Below are 22,990 nucleotides of genomic sequence, written 5' to 3'. Positions count from 1 at the left end.
CGTTATGGAAACCTTTTTAATTTTGTTCTAAAAATCTTAAACTTCTTCTTGATCTCTAAGATTTTGTATGTACTGAGCTTTCTGAATCTGCGCTCTACGCACTACTGATGGCTTTGAAAAGTGTTTTCTAGCTCTTAGTTGACGCATTCCACCTGTACGATCAAATTTTCGCTTGAAACGTTTCAGTGCTCTGTCTATATTTTCTCCTTCTTTAACTGGTATAATTAACATAGTCCTTAACCTCCTCTCTTTTAGATTTTACGATTGCAAATATAGAGACTATTTTTTGATTACAAATATTTACACCAAAGAATATTGAAATAATTTGAATGTATTGCCCGATAAAAGATATTAGACCGCTTACTTCGACAGGCTCAGCACAAGCTGCTTTTGGAATCTAGCATCAAGACTTGACGATAATTGACTGATAATTAAGTGTTTTTCTATATGAAACTAAACAGGTTTATCATAATATGTCAAATCGAGTGCAGTTGAGATTCAATGAAACTAAGATGTTTATTGGCTTCTCGACTGCGCCCGAAGTGACAACATATTGATTTTTTATACTAGTTTCGAATGATTGTTAGAATTGTTTTTTTCTGCATTAGCGATTGAGGCTTTGTTGAAGCTCCTCACTTCGATTCCACTGAGTGAACTCGTTTATTTCTGTTTTGTGAGAGCGACTGCCGAAAGCGCGTCCGCAATTTTTCATTGCGGAATGCCCTAATTATTAATGTAACAATTTTTCAATGTAACAATTGAATAATGATATTTTGAGTATCATGTTATTTTACAGACCAAACAGAATAGCTTTTTGGTGGTGCCTGAATTTTTACCCATTTTCCACCTTGCGTTACAGGTTCCCAACCAGAATGACCTGTGAAGTCTTTAATTCGTGTGTTTGACCAATTGGTTTCTACCCAGCGTTCTTGCCAGCTATTTGAGTTGTTGATATACACAACTATTCCAGCACTATTGTTTCCATTTCTTCTTGCAATATATTCGTCATTATCCGCATACATAATTGATGTACTTCCGCTTGCTAAGTTGTTATGAATCCAAATCAGATTGTTTAATTTATTTTTATCTAACCATTGTTCGTAATCGCTATAGAATATTGTTGGATATCCTTCATGTGTTAATATGTACGCATACGCGAGAATTTTTCCGTTTACAATTTCATCCGTATCATGATTTGCCACAAATGTAACTGCTTTTGATGCGTTTCGCTTCCATAACATATCATCGTTTAATTTTGTCAAGTCGTTTCCACTGAAAGCATCTTTCATTTTGTAATAACAAGCAAAATCGAACGCGCTTACTTCCGCTTGTCCTGTCCACCAATCTAAGGTATTTACATTTGCGTCCCAATATTCTCCAACAGAGAAACCTCCAACAGCATTTTTCCAATCTTTTATAACCCAAGGAGCAAATCCTTTTACATAGTCAAAACGCCATCCGTCAAAACCAATTACATTTTTATAGTATTTGGCAACTGAGTTTGAATTGTTCCAAAGCCAATCTTGTACATATGTTTTGTGATGACATAAATCGGCAAAGCCACCAAATGCACCTTCATCATTTGCATGATAATCATTTGGATGAAAGTCATAGTACGTTCTGTTGAACATTCCTGACATTGGTTGATAATCTGTGTATGTGCTTGTTCCTTTGAACGGATTGTACTCACTAGCGCCTCCACTATTGTGATTTAATACAATGTCTGCAATTACGCTCAATCCATTGTTATGAGCTGTATTTACTAAACTTTGCAATTCGGCAGTAGAGCCAAAACGCGTTTCTACACTTCCCATTTGGTTGTATTCTCCAAAATCGAAGTAATCAAAAGGATCATAACCCATAGAAAATGGTCCGTTTTGCGCTTTGGAAGCTGGCGGAAGCCAAATGGCATCAATTCCTGCATTGCTCCAATCGTCTACCTTTCCTTTGACAACATTCCACCAAGTTCCACCTGCAGGAACGTCCCAATAAAATGCTTGCATCATGACTCCAGATCCAATTGGTTTTAAGTTGTTTTTGGCAGTTACAACTGTTTCTTTGACAGCTTCTGTACTTTGCTCGTTTTCTTGCGTAATTTCATCTTCAGAACAGCTTATAAAGAATAAACTGATCAATAAGAAATAGAATATTTTAGTTGTTTTCATGGTTTATGTGGTTAAAGTTCCTATCAATGTAGAAATTTATTTTGTAGCACAATAATCACAAGGTTAACGAAAACGTTTTCGTGTTAATAAGTTTCTGTTTTATACGGTTTTACCGTAGCTAAAAAGGACTTCTGAATTATATCTAAACAAAAAAAGACCACTCGTTAAAGTGATCTTTTGTATTTGTTAACTAACAACTATTTTTAAGTCGCAGGCTTATAATCTTTTTTATCAATAATCATTTTGGCAATTCCTGAGTGGAATTTTTGCCAAAATAATTTAAGCAAACTTACGTTGCAGGCTTATAATCTTTTTTGTCAATAATCATTTTGGCAATAATCTCTCTCAAGATTTCAGAAGTTCCACCGCCAATTGGACCTAAACGACTATCGCGTAATAAACGTGCCATTGGATAATCTTCCATATATCCGTAACCGCCTAACATTTGTAAACATTGATAGATTACAGTGTCTGCCATTTTGGTTGATTGCAGTTTGGACATTGTTGCTTCTTTTACAACGTATTCCTTTTTGTTAAGTCTATATGCTACTGTGTAATTGAATGTTTTACAAATCTCAACTTCCGTAGCCAAGTCTGCCATTGTATGACGCAACGCTTGAAATTTATCAATTGTTCTTCCAAAAGCTTCTCGTTCCGACATATATTGTATTGCGTATTCAATTGCATATTCTGCTCTTGCATGCGCATTGATTCCCATAATTAAACGCTCTAACGCAAAGTGTTGCATGATATATGGAAACCCTTTGTTTTCTTCTCCCATTAGGTTTTCTAGTGGAATTTCAACATTATCAAACGCAATTTCTCCAGTATCAGAAGCTCTCCAACCTAACTTATCTAGTTTTGTTGCTGAGATTCCTGGCGTATCTCTATCCATGATAAAAATACTGATTCCTTTGTTTCCTAATTCTGGATTCGTTTTCGCTGCAACTACTAAGTAATCGCTGTATAAGCCATTTGTGATAAACGTTTTAGAACCGTTGATTATATATTTGTCGCCTTTTTTAACAGCCGTTGATCGCATTCCTGCAACATCCGATCCGCCAAAAGGTTCTGTAATACATAAACAACCAATTTTTTCACCTGTAATACCTGGTGTTAAATAGCGTTCTTTTATATCGTGATTTCCTTCTTTGTTTACGTGCGTCATTGCTAAATATGCATGCGCCCAAATTGCTGCTGCAAATCCGCCAGAATTGATCCGTTGTAATTCTTCTAATAAAATGACTGTGTAGAAAAGATCTAAATCAAGTCCGCCGTATTCTTCTGGATATGCCAATCCGAAGTATCCCATTTCACCAAATTTCTCCCAAATGAAGCGTTCTATGGTTCCTGTTTTCTCCCATTTATCAATGTGAGGAACGACTTCTTTCTTTAAAAAATCTCGGAGACTTTCTCTAAAAAGTTGATGTTCTTCATTAAAGTACATACTTTCCATATAAGGCAATTTTTATATTTTTCTATTCAATTGACAAATATAATTCAATTATCTTGATTTTGTTTGTTGGAAAGTTGCGAATTTTTGTCAATTCCTCAAAAGTTTTAAATCCTTCTCGGAGAATTCGTTCGTTGATGATTTCGTCTGCCAATTCGTAATTGATGTACGGAATTATTTGTAATTCGTCTACTGAACATGTGTTGACATTCACTTTCGTGATGTTGGGTATTTCTAGGTAGAAACGTTTCCAGACTTTCTGAATTACTTCTGGCTTTAAGCCGTAGACATCTTTTAATTGAGATTCCATGACAAATCCGCCTAATTTTTCTCTGTATTCTACAATTCGAGCAGAGAGTTTTTCGCCGATTCCATATATTTTTCGAAGTTCTTCAATCGTTGCTTTGTTGAGATTGACCTTTTCCAAAACAACTTCTGTATTCTTAAATGTATTTGTCTTATTTAGATAGAAACGTTTCCATACTTTCTGAATCACTTCTGGCTTTAAGCCATAGACATTTTCTAATTGAGATTCCGTGACAAATCCGCCAAGACTTGCTCTGTATTTTACAATTCGGGCAGAGAGCTTTTCACCGATTCCGTATACTTTTCGGAGTTCTTCAATCGTTGCTTTGTTAAGGTCGATCTTTTCCAGAATAACCTCATCTTTTTCATTAGATCCATACGATTTGTAATTCCACTTTTTCTTCTTTTTATTGGTAACCCATTCGGGGAATTTGAAATACGGTTGTAATACGCTGAGCAACGAATCAGAAACCTTTGTGATGGTTTGAAACTCCTTGGCGGAATTCACATATTTGTTGGTTTCTCTAAACTCGTGTAAACGATCAATTTCTTCTGTTGACATTCCTAAAGTAAATCCTTTGTAATCGGAAATGAAGTTAGGATTGAATGGAAATATTTTCGGTTTTCGTTGTTCTATTGAAAGAATTTTGAGTGAATCTATTTGTTGCTGATAGATCGCTACTTCTGCGTCTGCAAACAACATTGGCGTTTTTTTGGGATTTGTGTAAAAGTAGATTCCTTGCACGATGAAGATTAGGAATATAATACACAAAATCCCACTTCGTTCTGCTTTCACAAACTTGAAGTAGGATTTGATATTTTTCATGTTTTCGATTTTTTAAGTGAACCGTTACATGAATATTTTTGGGTTTATTATTCTATGATGACTATTTACGTTTTAGATACCTTTTATTGCATCCAAATATCTTTTCAACTGTTTTTTCACTACTGGGAATAGGAAGAATAAACCTACCATGTTAGGGAATACCATTGCGAAAATCATCGCGTCTGAGAAGTCCCATATAGATTTCATACTTGCCGCAGCTCCTATTACAACAAAGATTAAAAACAATACTTTGTATACTAAATCTGCTGTTTTACCGCGTCCAAATAAATACTTCCATGATTGTAAACCGTAGTATGACCACGAAATCATTGTTGAGACTGCGAATAATACGACTGCTACAGTTAAGAATAGATTAGAATACGGAATATATGCTGCAAAAGCTTTTGAAGTAATTCCTGCACCTTCAACCATTACACCATCAATCATTACTGCGCCATCTCCACCGTATTCAAATGCTCCACCAAAGTTAAAGATGATAATAACTAAAGCTGTCATCGTACAAATTACTACTGTATCAATAAACGGTTCTAGTAAAGCAACTAAACCTTCAGAAGCTGAATATTTTGTTTTTACTGCTGAGTGTGCTATGGATGCTGAACCTGCTCCTGCTTCGTTAGAGAAAGCGGCTCTTTTAAACCCGACAAGTAGTACTCCTATAAAACCACCTACTCCAATTGCTGTTGGGTTGAATGCTTCACTAAAAATAAGTCCAAAAGCATCATCAATTAAGGAGAAATTACTCAATATAATATACAAACAAGCAACTAAATACAATACTGCCATAAATGGAACTATTTTTTCTGTTACAGATGCAATTCTTTTGATACCTCCAATAATGATGATACCAACTAATATTGCTAATACAACTCCAATAATTGCTCCTGCGCTTGTACTTTCTAATCCCATTAATTCTTTTAATACGATCGTAGCTTGATTGGATTGAGCTGCGTTTCCACCTCCAAAAGATCCACCAATACAAAATATAGCAAATAAAACTGCTGTTATTTTACCTAGCGTTGCAAAACCTTTTTCTTTAAGACCTCTACTTAAATAATACATTGGACCTCCATATACAGTTCCATCTTCTCCAACGTCTCTGTATTGAACTCCTAAAGTACATTCTACAAATTTTGTAGACATTCCAAGTAATCCACATACTATCATCCAAAATGTAGCTCCAGGTCCGCCTAAGGCAATTGCTAATGCTACACCAGCTATATTTCCATTTCCTACTGTACCAGAAACCGCAGTTGCCAATGCTTGAAAGTGTGTTACTTCTCCATCTTTACTTTCATCTCTAATCGTATCTGGAATATCTCCATCTATTGGTAAATCTGTTTTTTCAATACCGTGATCGTCAACTTCATCATACTTACCTCTAACAACGTTGATTGCCGTAGGAAATCGTCTTATGTTTACAAAGCCAAAGTAAATTGTAAAAAATAATGCACTACCAACCAAGAGTATTAATACAAATGGAATTCCTCCTATTTGAAAAAAGATAACATTCCCAAAGAAATCTGAAATAGGCTTAAAAGCTGCATCGATTTGCTGATCTATTCCTTCCGCAGCAACTTCTTGTCCAAAGGTTAATATGGGTAATAAGATTGTAATTAATGAGAGAAGATATTTCTTCATAATGTAATGTCAGTTAGTTAATATTTATATGTAGTTGATTTATAAAGCTAGCAAGATGCTAAAAAAAAATTGTTTAATCAAGTTTTAACGCCTTAAATAAGATTTTTCAACTCTTTTTAGAGATTGTATTTTCGCTTTAACGATTCTACTTGTTCTGGTCGTCCAAGCACAATTATTTTAGATGCTGGCGACAGTTTTAATTCCGCTTCCGGATTGATAATGTAATCACCTTCAGGCGTTTTGTAACCAATGACAGTGCAACCTGTTTCTTTTCGTAAATCGAGTTCTTTTAAAGATATTTCTCTATCAAAAGAGGTTAAGCTTTCAATATTGATTTCTTCAATGTTTGTCGTGTTTTTACCACTGATAGAAAGTTTATCAATAAATTCTATTAAATCGGGCACAACAACCAAAGAAGCCATATGTTCGCCACCAATTCTATCGGGCATAATTACATTATCTGCGCCTGCAAGTTTTAATTTTTTATATGATGTTTCTTGAGAAGCACGACTGATAATGAGCAATTCTTTGTTTATTTGACGCGCAGATAAAACCACAAACAAATTGTCTGCATCACTTGGCAACGCTGTAATTAATGAGCTTGCTTTTTCAATTCCCGCTTTTAGTAAAATTTCATCATCACTTGCATTTCCTTCTATAAAATACGTTTCTACATCTTCGTATCTTTCAATCACATCTCTGTCTTTTTCAATGATGATAAATTCTTGATCGTGCGCTCTAAGTTTTTCAGAAGCCTGCCTTCCATTTCTTCCAAATCCACAAATAATGATATGATTTTCCATGCTTCTGATTTTTTTTAAAGTCTTGCGATGTATAATATTTCTTAAGGTACTTCTACTAATAATGTATTCTGTAATCACAGAAATTGCATATGCAAGCACAAATACACTCACAATGATTAAGCATACGGTAAATAAACGTGCATTTTGATCCAAAGGAACGACTTCTCCAAAACCAACTGTAGTTATTGTAATGGTAGTCATATATATTGCATCTATCCAACTCATATCTGAAATGATATGAAAACCCATAACTCCTATTGTAAATACAATTACAAGTAAGGATAAAGCGAGATAGAATTTTGACTTGAAGAATCGATACATAAGTTATAAGTCAAATACGGAGGTTCGTTTGGTGTAAATTAAGTCTTTTAATCTTAAAATAAAAGCCAATGTTAGGTATATCGCGAAACTTACGCCAAGCGTTGCAAACGTTACGTAAATGAAAAATAAACGCACATTTTTGGCACGCATTCCCAAACGTTCTGCCAAACGTGACAACGCTCCGAATCCGTGTTTTTCAAAAAAATAACGCAGTTTGTATATAAATTTCATCTAATCATTTATTAGCTTAAAATTGCTTTTACACATTAGGTGCAAGATAATTTTTTTTACATAAAAAAAGCCACTAATACTTAGTGACTTTTAAAATTCTAATAATTGCTATTCTTAGTATAGTGCTTCTAAAGCAGTAACATCATTATTATTGAAATTAATTGCGGGTCCACATGATTGCATTATTGAAGATGAATCTGAACCGGTTGGTGTTCCATTGATATGAATGGCTCCAACTCCTGCACTTCCTTCATTTACATTCTGACCACAACTTTGGCGTGTTTGGTAATCGGTGTGACGGAAGCCAATACAATGTCCAATTTCGTGCGCCATTGTGCCTGCCAATTCGTTTACTGTTGGACTTATTGAAAGTTCAAACCAACGACTGTTGATTCCAAATCCTTTTGCAGGATCTCCTTTACGTGTTGGAAAACCAGCTGCTCTTCCTAAAGTAATATATCCACCTGATTCTAGCTCGTAAAACTCAGTTACTTCAATATTTGCTTTGTTTTTTCCGCGTTGTCCAAAAGCAACTCTAGCAAAAGAAAGACGTAATCCTAAGTTATTATACATTGTAATAGTTACGTCTAAAGCATCAGAACCTAATGTTCCTAAATCTGGATCCACGCTAATGGTGATTACTCTTGGTAATTTTTTTACTAAGTTTGAAGTTCGGTAATGCTTCGCTAAAGGATCTGTTGGTGCTAACTCGTCTATTTGTACATACGAGAAAAACATGTCTTCCACGGCAATTCCTTCTTCTCCCATGAAATTCATAGCGCGAGCGTTTGTTGTGTCGAATAATGCAGCATCTAATTTTGCTAAAACATCTGGATTAATTTTTGCTTCATCCTGTAAAAGTTCATCAGATTGATCTGATTGACAAGATGTAAACGTTGCGAATACAAGCGCAAATACAGCTAAAATTGATAAAAATTTCTTGGTTTTCATACTTAAGGTTTTTGGTTTTTTATTAGGTTAATTCCTTTCTAAAGTATCAATTTATGACGACTCCAACTAGGTAAATAATTTGTTTTCGATGAAATACCTCATTTGAAATATTTCTTATATCACATTTCAATCAAATTAAATCACTGATAATCTTTACTTTACAGCTAACATTTTTATTTCAATAGCGCATTTCCAACAGCACATTGCAAACATTGATGTGCATTGCAATACTTTTTCTTTAACTCTAACAAAGCCTGCGTATGCATTGCGTTTTCAATAGCAATATTTTTAGTTGAAAATTTTTGAATGATGCTATTTTTCTCTGGTGTAATGGTTCGGAGCAATGCAAAAATGTCTTCTATATTCGATGTTCCCAAATAACGCTCGTAACAATATTTAAGCGGAATAATACTATTGATTAACAACACATCTATAAAATTTTTGGAAAGGATTTTTTTTCGCTTGGGCGAAATTTTCTCAAAAGTATAATGTGTTTCCCAAAAAGAAGCTGTTGCCACTCGTAAGATTGTATACAATTCGTCAATGGAAGTTGAAGTAATTATTTTTGAAAATAAATTATCTTGTTGATGATACAAAGTTGCCAATTGTGATGCGCGAATAGTCGGAAAGTTTGGCGGACGCGTTCTGAAAAATTGCACTGGAATTGCTGCCTTTTTAGCGTACTCAAACTTGTGCGTGAGATAGTTGTATTCCCGCAACAATTGTTCATAGTATTTTTCCTGAGTTACCTCTTGCGAAAGCAATCCAAAAATCCCAAAGAGAAATGCTTCCAAAGAAAATTGTTTCGCGCTGAGTTTTCGTATTGTAGAAAAATCTACCGAACAAGCCGCTTCAAAAAAGGCTTCACTATTTAGTTTAAGCCCAAAACCTTTGGCAAGCAATCTGAATAAAACAGCTTCCCAATCATACTTCGTTGCTTTTACTAATGTTTCTATCTCAATCGATTTTGTTTCCAAACGCTCCAAATACAAACGTTCGAGCCAGTTTTCAAGCTGAAAATCATCCAGTACGGGAAACTCATTTTCACAATTAATCCACTTTTTGGGTGAATTCATCAAGGTAACATACCGCTGGATTTGTGTAAAGTCAGTAAAGTCTTTTAACACTATTGTGGGAATGACAGAATTGTCTTTTCGATGCACATCCATATCATGATTCCAAACGACATGCAAAATGACATTATCATAATTTTTATCTTTCTCATGATGATGCACAAACCAATCTGAAGCATTGACATGCATTTCCACATTTCCTGCCCATAATTGATTTCCAACACGTAATTGCGCATTAAAAAAATCTGGTCCAGCATGATGATTATGCGTTCCTAAGTTAATAATTTGAATAGTTTCTTTTTGAGAAGTTTCTAGCTTTTGCAGATGTAGTTTCCCAAATTTCCATAAATAATACAGAAAATCTTCTTTCACAGTCATATAGATAATTATTAAATTTTAATAATTTCAATGAGGAAAGAGGTTTATTATTTTTTGTAGGATAAATAGTGTAAAAATATACGATTTTACATTTTATTTTTATACATTGTAATGTACAAATTTTCTGAATACTATATACGACCTGAACCTTTATATTTAATGAACTCCCTACTAAAATCCATTTTCATTGTCCTATTTCCTGCTTTTGCTGTGTTTGCAATGATAGATAGCTTTTGGTATGTACTGAATACTGGAATTACATTATTACACATAACGCACTTACTAACAGCTGCTTCCATTGTTTTTTTCTTCTCTCGAATTTACATTAAACCAATACCGCGAACAGATTCGGTTTTAAAACCATATACATTTAGTATCTTTTTAGGATGTTTATTGGCTTCGTTAGCTTTGAGTTTAGAAGAAGGAGTCGTTTTTCGCCTAAGTTGTACTATTTTTAATATTATATTGACGTTAGGTTGGATTATCTATTTAGTATGGTATTCCTATTTTCAGAAGCGAAATCCTGATCATAACGATATTTTAAAAGTTGGGAAAACACTTCCGTTGTTGACTTTTGAAAACAGTAAGAAAGAAATTGTGACTACCGAACGATTTGCCGGAACACCAAGTATATTTATGTTCTATCGTGGAAATTGGTGTCCGTTTTGTATGGCGCAAATTAAAGAAATAATAAATCAGCATGAAGAACTTACCAAACGAAACATCAATACTATTTTTATAAGTTCGCAACCACATGGTTTTAGTAAAAAATTAGCCAAAAAATATCCGCTAGATTTTCAGTTTTTAGTCGATATCAATTGTAATGTTGCCAAGCAATTGAATATTTTTACCGAATACGGTTTGCCATTTGGCTTTCAAATTTTTGGTTTTAAATCTGACATGATTCTACCAACAGTTGTCATTACAGATTCTAATGAAAAAATCATTTACACCAATGAAACCGATCAGTATCGCTCTCGTCCTGAACCGTCTATTTTACTGAAAATCATTGATGAGAATGTGTAATTGCATTACTTCTCTATCGCAAAACCTTCTGCTTCCCAAGCAATAATGCCACCTTCTACATTGTATGTTTTTAAATATCCTAATTCTCGAAGTTTCGAAACCGTTTCTGCACTTCGTCTTCCACTTCTGCAATACACATAAACCGTTTGATCTTTCGTAATTTTACTTCTAGTGTCTTCCATAAAAGCTGCATCATAAAAATCTACTTCTAATGCTTCCGCTGTAATTTTTCCTAATGCAATTTCTTCAGGTGTTCGTACATCTAATACAACTACATTTGCATCTTCTAAAAAAGCATGCAATTCTGCAACCGTAATATCATTTTCTTTAGGCGTTGTAGAACACCCGAAAAATGATATAAAAGAGAGTAAAATAAATACGAAAGCTAGTTTTCGAAACTTCATGTGTGTTGAATTTAATTAGTTTTATCGCCTTGCCATTCTGAAAATCCACCCATCAAGTTGTACGTATTTTCAAAACCTATACTGTTCATGACAGCACAAGCTTGTCCGCTTCTTCCGCCTGAGCGACAGTATATATAGTAGTTTTTAGAAGCATCTAATTTTTTAACTTCATCGATGAAACCTTGTCCTAAAAAAATATCAATATGTTTTGCATCCGGAATATGTCCTTCATCAACTTCGTCTTGTGTACGTACATCCAAAAGTACTGCGTTGGTATCGTTTGCAAATTGTTCTTGCCATTCTTTTTGTGATAAATCTGCCATAACTGTAATTATATGTTGTGTTTGTTGTTTGTTGTTTGTTGTTTGTTGTTTGTTGTTTGTTGTTTGTTGTTTGTAATAAATTACTTTTTAATTTAAAATCCTACTATTAAAATCTAATTCTTTCCCCTTTTCTGCCACGAATTCACGAATATTTTTATTCAGTGCTGTACGCTGTTTTCAAATTCTCAATACGCAATTCTAACAGCTCACTTCTTTTTATTATTAGTGGTTCAAAGTTAAACTTTTTCAGAAGATTTTCTTTACTAAAAAAGCATTAAACAAGAGATCCCGCTTTTCAGCAGGATTAGTTCAACTTATAATTTTGAGTTCGTCATAGAGACTTCTCAAAATTAAGTTTCACTAAAAAAAGCCGAAGTTCTTCACTTCAGCTTTTTACAGGCAAATTTTATGCCTTATATTTTTAGATTCATTCAATTAACAAATTAACGAATCATCAAATTGACAAACAGACAAATTGACAAACAGACAAATCAACAATTTAAAGAATCAAAATAAATCTAACAAAGTCTAAGTCAGTCTAAAAATCTAAGAAGTCTAAGAAGTCTAAGAAGTCTAAGAAGTCTAAGAAAATCTACACCTTAATCGAACAACCAATCGCTTTCGTAGTCGTTACCTCAACTTCTTTTCCTGCTAACAAAGCGTCAACTGCATCTTCTACATAACGTTTTGAAACTGCTCCAGCATCTTTATAATTATCGTCAATTGCGCCAATATACTTTACTTGGTGACCTTTTGGCGTTTTAGCTAGCACGTACATATGTGGCGTTTTAGAAGCTCCAAATACTGGATACACTTTTTGTCCATCATCTAAAATATATGGAAACGTAAATCCTTTTTCTTTAGCTCTTGTTTGCATTGCTTCAAAACTATCGCCTGGTTTTGCATCAGGATTATTCGGATTAATCGCAATTACAGGATATCCTTTGCTTGCATATTTTTTGTCTAATTCATTAATTCTATCTTCGTATGCTACAGAATATGGACACGTATTACAGGTAAACGTAATAATAAATCCTTTTGCGTCACTGAAATTTGACATTGACACCATTTTTCCATCTACATTTTTCAATGAAAAATCTTTAACAATATCACCAACTTGGTAGCCATTTGTCATTTCTTTCGTTGGCTTTTCTACATTTTCTACAACGGTTTTTGTTTCCGATTTTGCATCTGCTTTCTTCTTATCTGTACAAGAGAAAGTCATGAAAAGTACAGACAATAGTACTAATTTTATTAATTTCATTTTGTGGGTTTTATTAGTTTATAAAATTTCTTAATTCACTTTCTAATTCAGCTTTAGTAAACGAATGTTCGTAAAATTTTCGTTTACCTTTCTTATAAATTACCGTTGCCGGAATTGAGCCTGACCAATCTTTTGACACTTTCGAAATCCAAGCGTTTTGATCTGGATCGTCCAATAGAACTTTTTCAGATTTCAATTCGTTTTTCACTAAGAATGAATTCAATTTCTTGAGATTAAAATCTAAACTGACTAACAATACTTTTACGTTTTTGTCTTTATATTCTTGATTTACAGCTTCAAAATGCGGCAATTCTTTCACGCAAGGTGCACACCAAGTTGCCCAAAAATTGACAACATGAATATTATCATCTTCGATTTGAAGATACTTTTCAAACTGTTCAAAATTTAAAACAGGAATATCGGAAGTAGTTTCAACTATTTCTGATTTCAATTCAGTAGTTGTTTCTTTAGTGGTTGTTTGTGCAATTTCAGTTGATTTTGATTCGTTTTTACACGAAATAAAAATCATTATAAACAATATAAAAAGGGCTTTCTTCATCATAATTCTAAATTATCATTTAAAAGTACTAAAAGTCTATAACACAATGATTCAATTTAACAGATTTTAAGAGTATTCATTTTCTATGTTCAAAATTACGGATGATTATACCTATGCAAAAATAGTGTATTAACCCATGAGAATTAGTGAAAGTACTTCTTTTCTAATTTACATGTTCTATACATTTGATTACAAATAATTTAACCAAAAAAAATACAATTATGAAACTAAAAATCTTACTACTATTCGTATGCATCAGTTTTTCTGGATTAGCTCAAAAAAAGACTTCCAATTCTCTACAATCAATATATGTTATTGATGCAACTACAATGAAAGAATTTATTAAATCTAAAGATGCAAAAATGCACAAAGTCACTTCGAAAACAAAAATAGAAGATGTACTAACTATCTTAAGAAAATCACCAAATGATTTTGTATTGGTAACTTACAAAGGCGAAACTATATATGGCATCACTTCTTATTATAATAGTAAGACTCATAAAAAACTTCAAAGACTTTGTGAAAGGTTATGTAGAGGCGCTCTTCCCGACTGCGAATCCATTTTGGCAATTTATATGGCAAAAAAATGTGAATGTGTATGCATGTCGGATCTTTTTGGAAATGACCTAGATTCTATTATTGATCGAGAAGATTTGCTTTAAACAATATTCAAACCAGAAAACGGTTTCCCTAGTACCTTTTTTGCATCAATGTCTAACCAATTGTTCAAGACAGACGCATAAATTTCTCGAAAATCAATATCATATTTCAAATCTCCATTTGTGTCTAAGTTAGATAAATCAGCCATCGGATTGTAAAAACCTTGCTTTTTCAATTGGTTTCCAATCAAAAATACTTGATTCGCCGTTCCGTGATCAGTTCCATTTGCTGCGTTTTGTTGCACACGACGACCAAATTCTGAAAAGGTCAAAATTAAGGTGTCTTTAAAAGAATCTTGTTCTTTCAAATCTTTCACAAAAGCTTCCATCGCTTCGTCATAAACTTTCAACAATCGTTTTTGCTTGTTCACTTGATTTGCATGTGTGTCAAATCCGCCAAGCGACGCATAATACACTTTTGTTTGCAATCCTGAATTGATAAAATCCGCAACTTGTTTCAATTGTTTTGAAAATCCAGTATTCGGATAGGTAGTTTTTGTGGTGAATGTTTTTGAAGTTTCATACATATATTTTGCCGAAGAAGAAGCTGTCACCATTGTTTTGTATAAATAGCCCAAATTATGTTCGCTTAAATGTGCTTCGTTATGATGTTCAACCACTTTTTTAAAATATGGAGCTTGTGTTGTTTTATAGAAAAGAGCTGGATTCTTATTCGCAATTCCGTCAGTTTGTTCGCCTTTTAACATAAGTGATAATGTATCGTCAACTTCGATGGCATCTAACGATTTACTTTTGGAAGCATCCAAATAACGACCAATCCAACCCGATTGCAAATATTCGTTAGAATCGCTCGCCGTATGCCAAATATCCGTAGAACGAAAATGCGAACGATTCGGATTTGGATATCCAACATTATTCACAACGCACAATTCTCCGTTGTTATATAAATTGCTATGCGCGATGAGACTTTCGTGGAAACCAATTTCGTCTGTAATTCCGATGAGGTTACTTTTTTGTTGCGCCAACGAAGGACGTTTTTTGTAATAAATATCATTTCTGAACGGAACAATTGTATTCAAACCATCATTTCCACCTGAAAGTTGAATAATCACTAGCTTTTTTCCTGTCGCAATGGCTTCGTCCAAAAGGCTAAATCCTGAAACGAATTTAGGCAAAAACAATGCTGTACTTGCCAACGATGCGCTTTTTATAAAATTTCTTCTGTTCATTCAAAAATTTATTTTTGAATTCCCGCGAAAGCGGGAACCTATTTATTTGTATTCCAATGAAAATGGAAATCCATTCATTTGTATTCTCATTGAAATGAGAATCTACAATTATATTGATTTCAATAAAAATCCACGTTTAACACAATTGATATTCTGGCAACGACATCAATTGAATGCTATATTTTTTCAAATCTTGCGTTTCTAATTTCTCTAAATATGCTGCTGTTCCACTATTCAACGGACTTACAATGATTGTTTGTTGTAATTGCTTTAACGTTACATCTTTTTGTTGCGAATGAAACGTTTCCCAATCTGGTAATACTTTTAGTTTTCGTTGTTTGTTTCGCTTATTATTGAAACGCTGAAAATCGTCTTCGAATTCGCCTTTTTCATCCAACGAAATTGGGCCATTTGCTAATAAAACAGAAGGTAAATTGAGTCGCAACATCATCGTATTTGGATTGATCCAATTTCTGCCGCCTTTCCAACCTGCAACATTTGGCGGAAACAATAAATGTTGTCCTAATAATTTTTGCAAATAGATCAATTCACGTGGTTTTTCAAACTGCATTGGCACGATTCTATGAACGCCAACTAAAAACTCTATGGGCGATTTTATCTTCGTTCCAATATTTTTTTCATCGTAAAACCAATCAGAAAGCAATACAAAACGCATTAAGTTTTCAATATCATAATCTTTAAAAAAAATAGTGGTCATTTCGCTTACGCGAGAATCGTCAATCGTATCATTCACAAAATAACGGTAGATTTTTTCACAAATATATTTCGCACATTGTTTCTGTTTCAAAATAATATCGATAATATCTTCGCCGTCAAAATTTCCAGTTTCACCAAAAAAAGTCTTTTCTTCAGTATCATGTTGAAATCTACGCAAACGAAAATTTCCCATAAAATCATGATTCCAACCTGTAAAAGCACGTGCCGATTCTTTAATATCTTTTTCAGAATAATTATCGCGTCCAAGCGTAAACAATTCCATCAATTCACGTGCAAAATTTTCGTTCGGTTTTGCCTTTTTATTTTGTTTTGTGTTTAAATATTTAATCATGGAAGCTTCTTTGGAAATGGCAATGACAAAATCTTTAAAATTTCCCAAAGCATGTTTTCGAAGCGTATTATTGTAGTGCTGAATGTGAAGAATATTATTGTCTTGACACACAAAATGATTCGCCCAAAAAAGCGTCATCTTTTCACGTAACAATTGTTCTGTATTTCCAAGTTTATAAATCCAAGCAATATTTAATTCGTGTACTTTTTTAGTACTATCTTTTATCAAAGAACGCAGCTTTTTACGATCTTTCATATTTAGATTTTTAACTTTCGCTGTTAATTCAGAAATATCAATTGCAAGCGGTTTTACTTCGCGAGAAGCGTTAAACAGTTCATTAACGATAGTTTCTTTAGATTCTTTCTGCAAAATAGTTGCTTCCGCATACGAAATCCCAAATCCTACTCTATAATATATGTGAACTATTTCTTGCAACGTCATACGGAACAGCTTTTATCTTAAGACTTTAAAACGTTGAAAAAGTTTAATTTGGTATAAATTGTAGAAAATTTCAAGCTTTTCTTGCCACGAATACACGAATTATTTTAAATTATTTTAATACGTCTTTGCGAGAATTTGTAAAAATTCGTGGCAATCTGCTTCTTGAGGAACAGATTGCTTCACTATCGTTCGCAATGACGGAATGAAATAACAAATCTAAAGAAGTGATTTCCTGTCATATCGAGCATTGTTAAAATATATTTTGATCTCAATAATACTCTAAATGACGTTTCCTTTTCATCAACTTTAATCAAACTTTAACATTCCAAACACTTCACAACTAAAAAATTAAATTACATTTGTCTATACAATTGTTGTACATACAATGAATAAATTACAAGACATATTAAAAAGTAATGCAACCTTGCCTTTAGCGAAGCAAACTGCGCTGAATTTTATGATTACGAATAAAGTGTTATCAGAAAAGTATTTGGACTTTTTTAAACAATATGACATTTCTGGACAACAATTTAATGTGTTACGCATCTTAAAAGGTCAAAAAGGGAAACCTGCAAACTTGGCTACGATTCAAGAACGCATGATTCATAAAAATAGCAACACAACACGCTTAATTGATAAATTGATTTTAAAAGGATTTGTAGACAGAACTATTTGTCCAGAAAATCGCCGAAAAGTGGAAATTTTGATCACAAAAAGTGGTTTGGAATTATTAGACACAATCGATCCGAAATTAAACGAATTAGAAGAAAAAAATATGCAACAGCTCACAATAGCAGAAGCTGAAACATTAAATATATTATTAGAAAAATTGAGAGGTTCGCAATCCTTATAAAATTGCCCTAAAAAATTACACACACTAAAAACAAAAAAATGAAAACACGTATCTTTACATTAGTAGCATTATTTATATTTGCTGGAATTACAACTGCTTTTGCACAGGAAAAAAGAATTGATGCAGACGCAAGTACAATCACATGGACAGGTTATAAAGTAACAGGTCAGCACGAAGGAACAATTGATTTTAAAGGCGGCGCATTAGAATTTAAAGACGGAAAACTTATTGGCGGAACGTTTACCATTAACATGGCAACGATAAATGTTACAGATTTAAAAGGTGGCGGAAAAGCAAAATTAGAAGGACATTTAAAATCTGACGACTTTTTTGGAGTTGAAAAATATCCTGATGCAATCTTAAACTTCAGAAAAGTTGTAGAAACTGATGACAATGTATACAGAGTTGCTGCCGATTTAACAATCAAGGGAAACAAATCGCCAATTACATTTGACATTGAAGTTGAGAACAATTCAGCGGAAGCGAAATTAAAAGTAGATCGTACAAAATATGGAATCAAATACGGTTCAGCTTCTTTCTTTGACGGATTAAAAGACAAAGCAATCAACGATGAATTTGATTTAAACGTAGAATTAAAATTCTAAAATATTTTTTATTATAAAATTCATTCCTATATTTGTCACAACAAAATAACAGATGAAATTAAATTTAGTAAATACTTGGTGGTGGAACTTACGAACAAAAAAATCGTGAACGAAGTCCCTATTTACTATTAATAGATATATAAAAAGGCTTGTCAATCACGACAAGTCTTTTTTTTTTGAAACAAACTCAACTATGTATTCTTTAAAAACAACATATAAAAAAATTCTGGCAGACACAATTACGCCTGTAAGTGTCTATCTCAAAATCAGAGATAAATATCCGAACAGTTTACTCTTAGAAAGTAGCGACTATCACGCAAGCGGAAACAGTTTTTCGTATGTATGTTGCAATCCGATCGCGAGTATTAAAGTGATGAATGAAACGCTTACGCGGGAATTTCCAAACGGAGAAAAACTCGTCACTCCTATTACTGCGACAACCGATGTTCCTGCATTAATTCATGAATTTTCGCAACAATTTAAAACGGATAAAAACGATTTTAAATTCATCAATAATGGTTTATTTGGTTACATAGCGTACGATGCAGTTCGGTATTTTGAAGATGTAGAAATCTCTAAAAAAGAAAAATCACTTGACATTCCAGATATATATTATGCTGTTTATCAAAACATTATAGCGTTTAATCACTTTAAAAATGAAGCATACATTTTTTCACATTCTTATGAAAAAGAAGATAATATTGATACGATTGAACATTTATTAAGATCCAGAAACTTTACAACGTATAAATTTACGATTGATGGCGAACGAACGTCAAATTTAGATGATGCACAATTTAAAGAAAATGTTGCCTTAGCCAAAAAACATTGTTTTCGCGGCGATGTATTTCAATTAGTATTATCGAGAAGATTCATTCAAAAATTTAAAGGAGACGAATTCAATGTATATCGCGCGTTGCGAAGTATAAATCCGTCTCCATATTTGTTCTATTTTGATTATGGCGATTTCAAAATCTTTGGTTCTTCGCCAGAAGCGCAATTAGTTGTGCAAGACAATCACACAGAAATTCATCCAATCGCAGGAACTTTCAAACGTTCTGGGAATGATGAAGAAGATGCAAAATCTGCCAAAGAATTATTTGACGACCCAAAAGAAAATGCAGAACACGTTATGCTCGTCGATTTAGCTCGAAACGACTTAAGTCGAAACGGTAATCAAGTCAAAATAGAAACGTATAAAGAATTACAATTCTTCTCGCATGTAATCCATTTAGTTTCTAAAGTAACGGCTCAAAAACACACAAATGTTTCAACGATGCAAGTTGTGGCTGATACATTTCCGGCAGGAACTTTAAGTGGCGCACCAAAACACAAAGCGATGCAATTAATTGAAAAATATGAAACCTCCAACCGTGATTTTTATGGCGGTGCAATTGGTTTTATGGATTTTGATGGAAACTTTAATCACGCAATTATGATCAGAACGTTTCTAAGCAAAAATCATGAATTGCATTACCAAGCTGGCGCAGGAATTGTAGCAAAATCCGAAGAAGAAAACGAAAATCAAGAAGTTTATAACAAACTAAGAGCGTTGAATACGGCGTTGGAAATTGCGGAAACAATATAAAATAGTTGTGAGTTGTGAGTTGTGAGTTGTGAGTTGTGAGTTGTGAGTTGTGAGTTGTGAGTTGTGAGTTGTGAGTTGTGAGTTGTGAGTTGTGAGAAAATCTCCATTTGCAGTTACAATTTAAACTTTTAAACGTTAAACTTTCTATTAAAAACAAAACGTCATTGCGAGGCTTTTCGCCGAAGCAATCTGTTTCTTAGAAATTGTAAATGTTGAATGCTCAATTTTAAATTAAAACAAAACGTCACTTCGAGTGTGCTGAACTTGATTCAGTATCTATCGAGAAGTACTTTAAAAACAAAAAGATAAAATAGATGTAAGATATTAGTAGTAAGAATTGAGATAAACAAAACGTCATTGCGAGGCTTTTCGCCGAAGCAATCTGTTTCCTAGAAATTGTAAATGTTGAATGCTCAATTTTAAATTAAAACAAAACGTCACTTCGAGTGTGCTGAACTTGATTCAGTATCTATCGAGAAGTACTTTAAAAACAATAAGATAAAATAGATGTAAGATATTAGTAGTAAGAATTGAGATAAACAAAACGTCATTGCGAGGCTTTTCGCCGAAGCAATCTGTTTCTTAGAAATTGTAAATGTTGAATGCTCAATTTTAAATTAAAACAAAACGTCACTTCGAGTGTGCTGAACTTGATTCAGTATCTATCGAGAAGTACTTTAAAAACAATAAGATAAAATAGATGTAAGATATTAGTAGTAAGAATTGAGATAAACAAAACGTCATTGCGAGGCTTTTCGTCGAAGCAATCTGTTTCCTAGAAATTGTAAATGTTGAATGCTCAATTTTAAATTAAAACAAAACGTCACTTCGAGTGAATTTGTAAAACAAATTTGTATCGAGAAGTGCTTTGAAGAAAAGAGATAAAAGAGACCAGAATTGAGATTTTTTAATCATTGAATTATTCAATCTTTTAATTAAACAAAAAAATGAAAAAAGTATTAGTCATAGATAATTACGACAGTTTCACGTACAATCTTGTGCATTATTTAGAAGATTTAGGCTGCGATGTTACGGTAAAAAGAAACGATCAACTTTCGTTGGAAGAAGTAGATAATTACGAAAAAATTATTCTTTCGCCAGGCCCAGGAATTCCCGATGAAGCAGGTTTATTAAAACCAATTATTGCAAAATATGCAGCTACAAAAAGTATTTTAGGTGTTTGTTTAGGACAACAAGCAATCGGCGAAGTCTTTGGCGGAACACTTTCAAACTTATCAGAAGTCTATCATGGAGTTGCCACAAAAATAGAAGTTTCTGTTGATGACGAATCACTTTTTGATGGTTTGCCAAAATCGTTTGAAGTTGGACGTTATCATTCATGGATTGTTGCAAGTCCGTTACCGCCAAGTTTAGAAGCTACTTCTTTTGATGAAAACGGACAAATCATGTCGCTTCGTCACAGAATATATGATGTTCGTGGCGTTCAATATCATCCAGAATCGATATTAACACCGAATGGGAAAAAAATACTAGAAAATTGGATTACTAAATAGTAATGAGATTTTAGATATTAATATTGAGATTCTCAGAAATGTCATTGCGAGGCTTTTCGCCGAAGCAATCTGTTTCTTAAATATTATAAATGTTAAATGCTCAATTTTAAATAAAAAAAACGAAACGTCACTTCGAGTGAATTTGTGAAACAAATTTGTATCGAGAAGTAATTTGAAAAAACAAAAAGTATAAATAAATTACAGAATTAAGATTTTGAATTATTCAATTATTGAATCTTTCAATCTTTCAATCAAACAACATGAAAAACCTACTAAACAGACTCATAAATCACGAAAACATCACAGAAACTGAAGCCAAACAAGTATTGGTAAACATTTCGAAAGACATGTACAATCCGAGTCAGATTGCTTCTTTCCTAACGGTTTTTATGATGCGAAGTGTTACACTTGAAGAACTCAAAGGTTTCCGCGATGCATTACTAGAATTATGTATTCCTGTGGATTTATCTGCGTACAACGCAATTGATTTATGCGGAACTGGCGGCGACGGAAAAGATACTTTCAACATCTCAACCTTGGCTTCTTTCATTACAGCTGGTGCTGGCGTAAAAGTTGCCAAACACGGAAACTACGGCGTTTCTTCGGTTAGTGGTTCATCAAATGTGATGGAACATTTAGGAGTCAAATTTACTGACGACACCGATTTCCTTGAAGAATGTATTGACAAAGCAGGAATTTGTGTATTGCATGCGCCTTTATTTCATCCAGCAATGAAAAATGTGGCGCCAATTCGTAAAGCATTAGGTGTAAAAACTTTTTTCAATATGTTGGGTCCAATGGTAAATCCGTCGTTTCCGAAAAATCAAATGGTTGGTGTTTTCGACTTAGAATTGGCGAGAATGTATGGTTATTTATACCAAAATACAGATAAGAATTACACCATTTTACATGCGTTAGATGGTTATGATGAAATCTCACTAACTGGTTCAACCAAAGCAATCAGAAACAACTCAGAAGAAATATTAACTCCAGAAGATTTCGGAGTTCCACAACATTTACAAGCTGATATTTATGGTGGCGATTCGGTTGCTTCGGCGGCAGAAATTTTCACAAACATATTAGAAGGAAACGGAACTAATCCGCAAAACAATGTAGTTTGTGCAAATGCAGGAATGGCGATTGCAACAGTAAATGGTTTCGAAGTTAAAGAAGGTTTCGAAATCGCGAAAGAATCGTTGCATTCTGGAAAAGCGTTGCGAGTTTTGAAGAAGTTGCAGGAATTGAGCAAATAACACAGCGTAGATTCCCGATTTATCGGGAATAAAAATTAAAAAAAATACGTTTCCCGATTTATCGGAATTAAAAAAA

The 22,990-nt window shown here is 33.5% G+C and carries 22 protein-coding genes; 7 read left to right on the top strand and 15 right to left on the bottom strand.

Going from position 1 to position 22,990, the window contains the following annotated elements; all coding sequences use genetic code 11:
- Positions 1-36 precede the first annotated feature (36 nt).
- From rpsU to IMCC3317_RS20120, 9 genes are all read right to left on the bottom strand, one after another.
- Positions 37-231: a 30S ribosomal protein S21 gene (rpsU, locus tag IMCC3317_RS20160; protein WP_160131282.1), complete on the bottom strand. Its 195-nt coding sequence runs from the start codon at positions 229-231 to the stop codon at positions 37-39.
- Between the two features lie 554 nt (positions 232-785).
- The gene (locus IMCC3317_RS20155) at positions 786-2,165 is read right to left on the bottom strand and encodes an alpha-amylase (protein WP_160131281.1); all 1,380 of its coding nucleotides are present in this window, start codon (positions 2,163-2,165) and stop codon (positions 786-788) included.
- A gap of 289 nt (positions 2,166-2,454) precedes the next feature.
- Complete coding sequence (locus tag IMCC3317_RS20150) at positions 2,455-3,621, bottom strand: acyl-CoA dehydrogenase family protein (RefSeq protein ID WP_160131280.1); 1,167 nt, start codon at positions 3,619-3,621, stop codon at positions 2,455-2,457.
- A gap of 22 nt (positions 3,622-3,643) precedes the next feature.
- On the bottom strand, positions 3,644-4,750 hold the full coding sequence (locus IMCC3317_RS20145) for a ComEA family DNA-binding protein (protein ID WP_160131279.1): 1,107 nt from the start codon (positions 4,748-4,750) through the stop codon (positions 3,644-3,646).
- A gap of 72 nt (positions 4,751-4,822) precedes the next feature.
- Positions 4,823-6,409: an alanine/glycine:cation symporter family protein gene (locus IMCC3317_RS20140; protein WP_160131278.1), complete on the bottom strand. Its 1,587-nt coding sequence runs from the start codon at positions 6,407-6,409 to the stop codon at positions 4,823-4,825.
- 116 nt (positions 6,410-6,525) lie between these two features.
- Positions 6,526-7,533: a potassium channel family protein gene (locus IMCC3317_RS20135; protein WP_160131277.1), complete on the bottom strand. Its 1,008-nt coding sequence runs from the start codon at positions 7,531-7,533 to the stop codon at positions 6,526-6,528.
- Between the two features lie 3 nt (positions 7,534-7,536).
- Complete coding sequence (locus IMCC3317_RS20130) at positions 7,537-7,764, bottom strand: PspC domain-containing protein (RefSeq protein ID WP_160131276.1); 228 nt, start codon at positions 7,762-7,764, stop codon at positions 7,537-7,539.
- 114 nt (positions 7,765-7,878) lie between these two features.
- Positions 7,879-8,715 carry a M57 family metalloprotease gene (locus IMCC3317_RS20125; protein ID WP_228054859.1) on the bottom strand — a complete coding sequence of 279 codons (837 nt, stop codon included), beginning with the start codon at positions 8,713-8,715 and terminating at the stop codon, positions 7,879-7,881.
- Between the two features lie 173 nt (positions 8,716-8,888).
- The gene (locus IMCC3317_RS20120) at positions 8,889-10,166 is read right to left on the bottom strand and encodes a DUF2851 family protein (RefSeq protein WP_160131275.1); all 1,278 of its coding nucleotides are present in this window, start codon (positions 10,164-10,166) and stop codon (positions 8,889-8,891) included.
- Positions 10,167-10,325: 159 nt separating this feature from the next.
- Between IMCC3317_RS20120 and IMCC3317_RS20115 the strand changes: the two genes are divergently transcribed.
- Positions 10,326-11,192, top strand: coding sequence for a redoxin domain-containing protein (locus IMCC3317_RS20115; RefSeq protein ID WP_160131274.1), 867 nt, complete (start codon positions 10,326-10,328; stop codon positions 11,190-11,192).
- 5 nt (positions 11,193-11,197) lie between these two features.
- On the opposite strand, the gene IMCC3317_RS20110 is transcribed toward IMCC3317_RS20115, so the two are convergent.
- From IMCC3317_RS20110 to IMCC3317_RS20095, 4 genes are all read right to left on the bottom strand, one after another.
- Positions 11,198-11,596 (bottom strand): rhodanese-like domain-containing protein, encoded by a 399-nt coding sequence (locus IMCC3317_RS20110; RefSeq protein ID WP_160131273.1) that lies wholly within the window; start codon positions 11,594-11,596, stop codon positions 11,198-11,200.
- Positions 11,597-11,607: 11 nt separating this feature from the next.
- Positions 11,608-11,919, bottom strand: coding sequence for a rhodanese-like domain-containing protein (locus IMCC3317_RS20105; RefSeq protein WP_160131272.1), 312 nt, complete (start codon positions 11,917-11,919; stop codon positions 11,608-11,610).
- 592 nt (positions 11,920-12,511) lie between these two features.
- Positions 12,512-13,183 (bottom strand): thioredoxin family protein, encoded by a 672-nt coding sequence (locus tag IMCC3317_RS20100; protein WP_160131271.1) that lies wholly within the window; start codon positions 13,181-13,183, stop codon positions 12,512-12,514.
- A 13-nt stretch (positions 13,184-13,196) separates the two neighbouring features.
- The gene (locus IMCC3317_RS20095) at positions 13,197-13,745 is read right to left on the bottom strand and encodes a TlpA family protein disulfide reductase (RefSeq protein ID WP_228054857.1); all 549 of its coding nucleotides are present in this window, start codon (positions 13,743-13,745) and stop codon (positions 13,197-13,199) included.
- A gap of 218 nt (positions 13,746-13,963) precedes the next feature.
- Here IMCC3317_RS20095 and IMCC3317_RS20090 point away from each other — a divergent pair, with 218 nt between their 5' ends.
- Positions 13,964-14,404, top strand: a complete 441-nt coding sequence (locus IMCC3317_RS20090) for a hypothetical protein (RefSeq protein WP_160131270.1) — start codon at positions 13,964-13,966, stop codon at positions 14,402-14,404.
- Here IMCC3317_RS20090 and IMCC3317_RS20085 read toward each other — a convergent pair.
- Both IMCC3317_RS20085 and IMCC3317_RS20080 read right to left on the bottom strand, forming a co-directional pair.
- Positions 14,401-15,591, bottom strand: coding sequence for a DUF1501 domain-containing protein (locus IMCC3317_RS20085; protein ID WP_160131269.1), 1,191 nt, complete (start codon positions 15,589-15,591; stop codon positions 14,401-14,403). The two genes, IMCC3317_RS20090 and IMCC3317_RS20085, sit on opposite strands and share 4 nt — an antisense overlap.
- A gap of 136 nt (positions 15,592-15,727) precedes the next feature.
- Positions 15,728-17,101, bottom strand: coding sequence for a DUF1800 domain-containing protein (locus IMCC3317_RS20080; protein ID WP_160131268.1), 1,374 nt, complete (start codon positions 17,099-17,101; stop codon positions 15,728-15,730).
- A 385-nt stretch (positions 17,102-17,486) separates the two neighbouring features.
- On the opposite strand from IMCC3317_RS20080, the gene IMCC3317_RS20075 reads away from it, so the two are divergent.
- The 5 genes from IMCC3317_RS20075 (at position 17,487) to trpD (ending at position 22,914) form a co-directional block, all read left to right on the top strand.
- Complete coding sequence (locus tag IMCC3317_RS20075) at positions 17,487-17,954, top strand: MarR family winged helix-turn-helix transcriptional regulator (RefSeq protein WP_160131267.1); 468 nt, start codon at positions 17,487-17,489, stop codon at positions 17,952-17,954.
- A 38-nt stretch (positions 17,955-17,992) separates the two neighbouring features.
- Positions 17,993-18,559 carry a YceI family protein gene (locus tag IMCC3317_RS20070; protein WP_160131266.1) on the top strand — a complete coding sequence of 189 codons (567 nt, stop codon included), beginning with the start codon at positions 17,993-17,995 and terminating at the stop codon, positions 18,557-18,559.
- 193 nt (positions 18,560-18,752) lie between these two features.
- Complete coding sequence (locus IMCC3317_RS20065) at positions 18,753-20,147, top strand: anthranilate synthase component I family protein (protein WP_160131265.1); 1,395 nt, start codon at positions 18,753-18,755, stop codon at positions 20,145-20,147.
- Positions 20,148-21,094: 947 nt separating this feature from the next.
- Entirely contained in the window at positions 21,095-21,661 is a 567-nt protein-coding gene (locus IMCC3317_RS20060; protein ID WP_160131264.1) for an anthranilate synthase component II, read from the top strand.
- Positions 21,662-21,921: 260 nt separating this feature from the next.
- On the top strand, positions 21,922-22,914 hold the full coding sequence (trpD, locus tag IMCC3317_RS20055) for an anthranilate phosphoribosyltransferase (RefSeq protein ID WP_160131263.1): 993 nt from the start codon (positions 21,922-21,924) through the stop codon (positions 22,912-22,914).
- Positions 22,915-22,990: the final 76 nt, after the last annotated feature.

The sequence above is a fragment of the Kordia antarctica genome (assembly GCF_009901525.1).
In the GTDB taxonomy this organism is placed as follows: domain Bacteria; phylum Bacteroidota; class Bacteroidia; order Flavobacteriales; family Flavobacteriaceae; genus Kordia; species Kordia antarctica.
The sequence above is the reverse complement of the archived record's forward strand: the minus strand, read 5'-3'. Positions and strand labels throughout refer to the sequence as shown.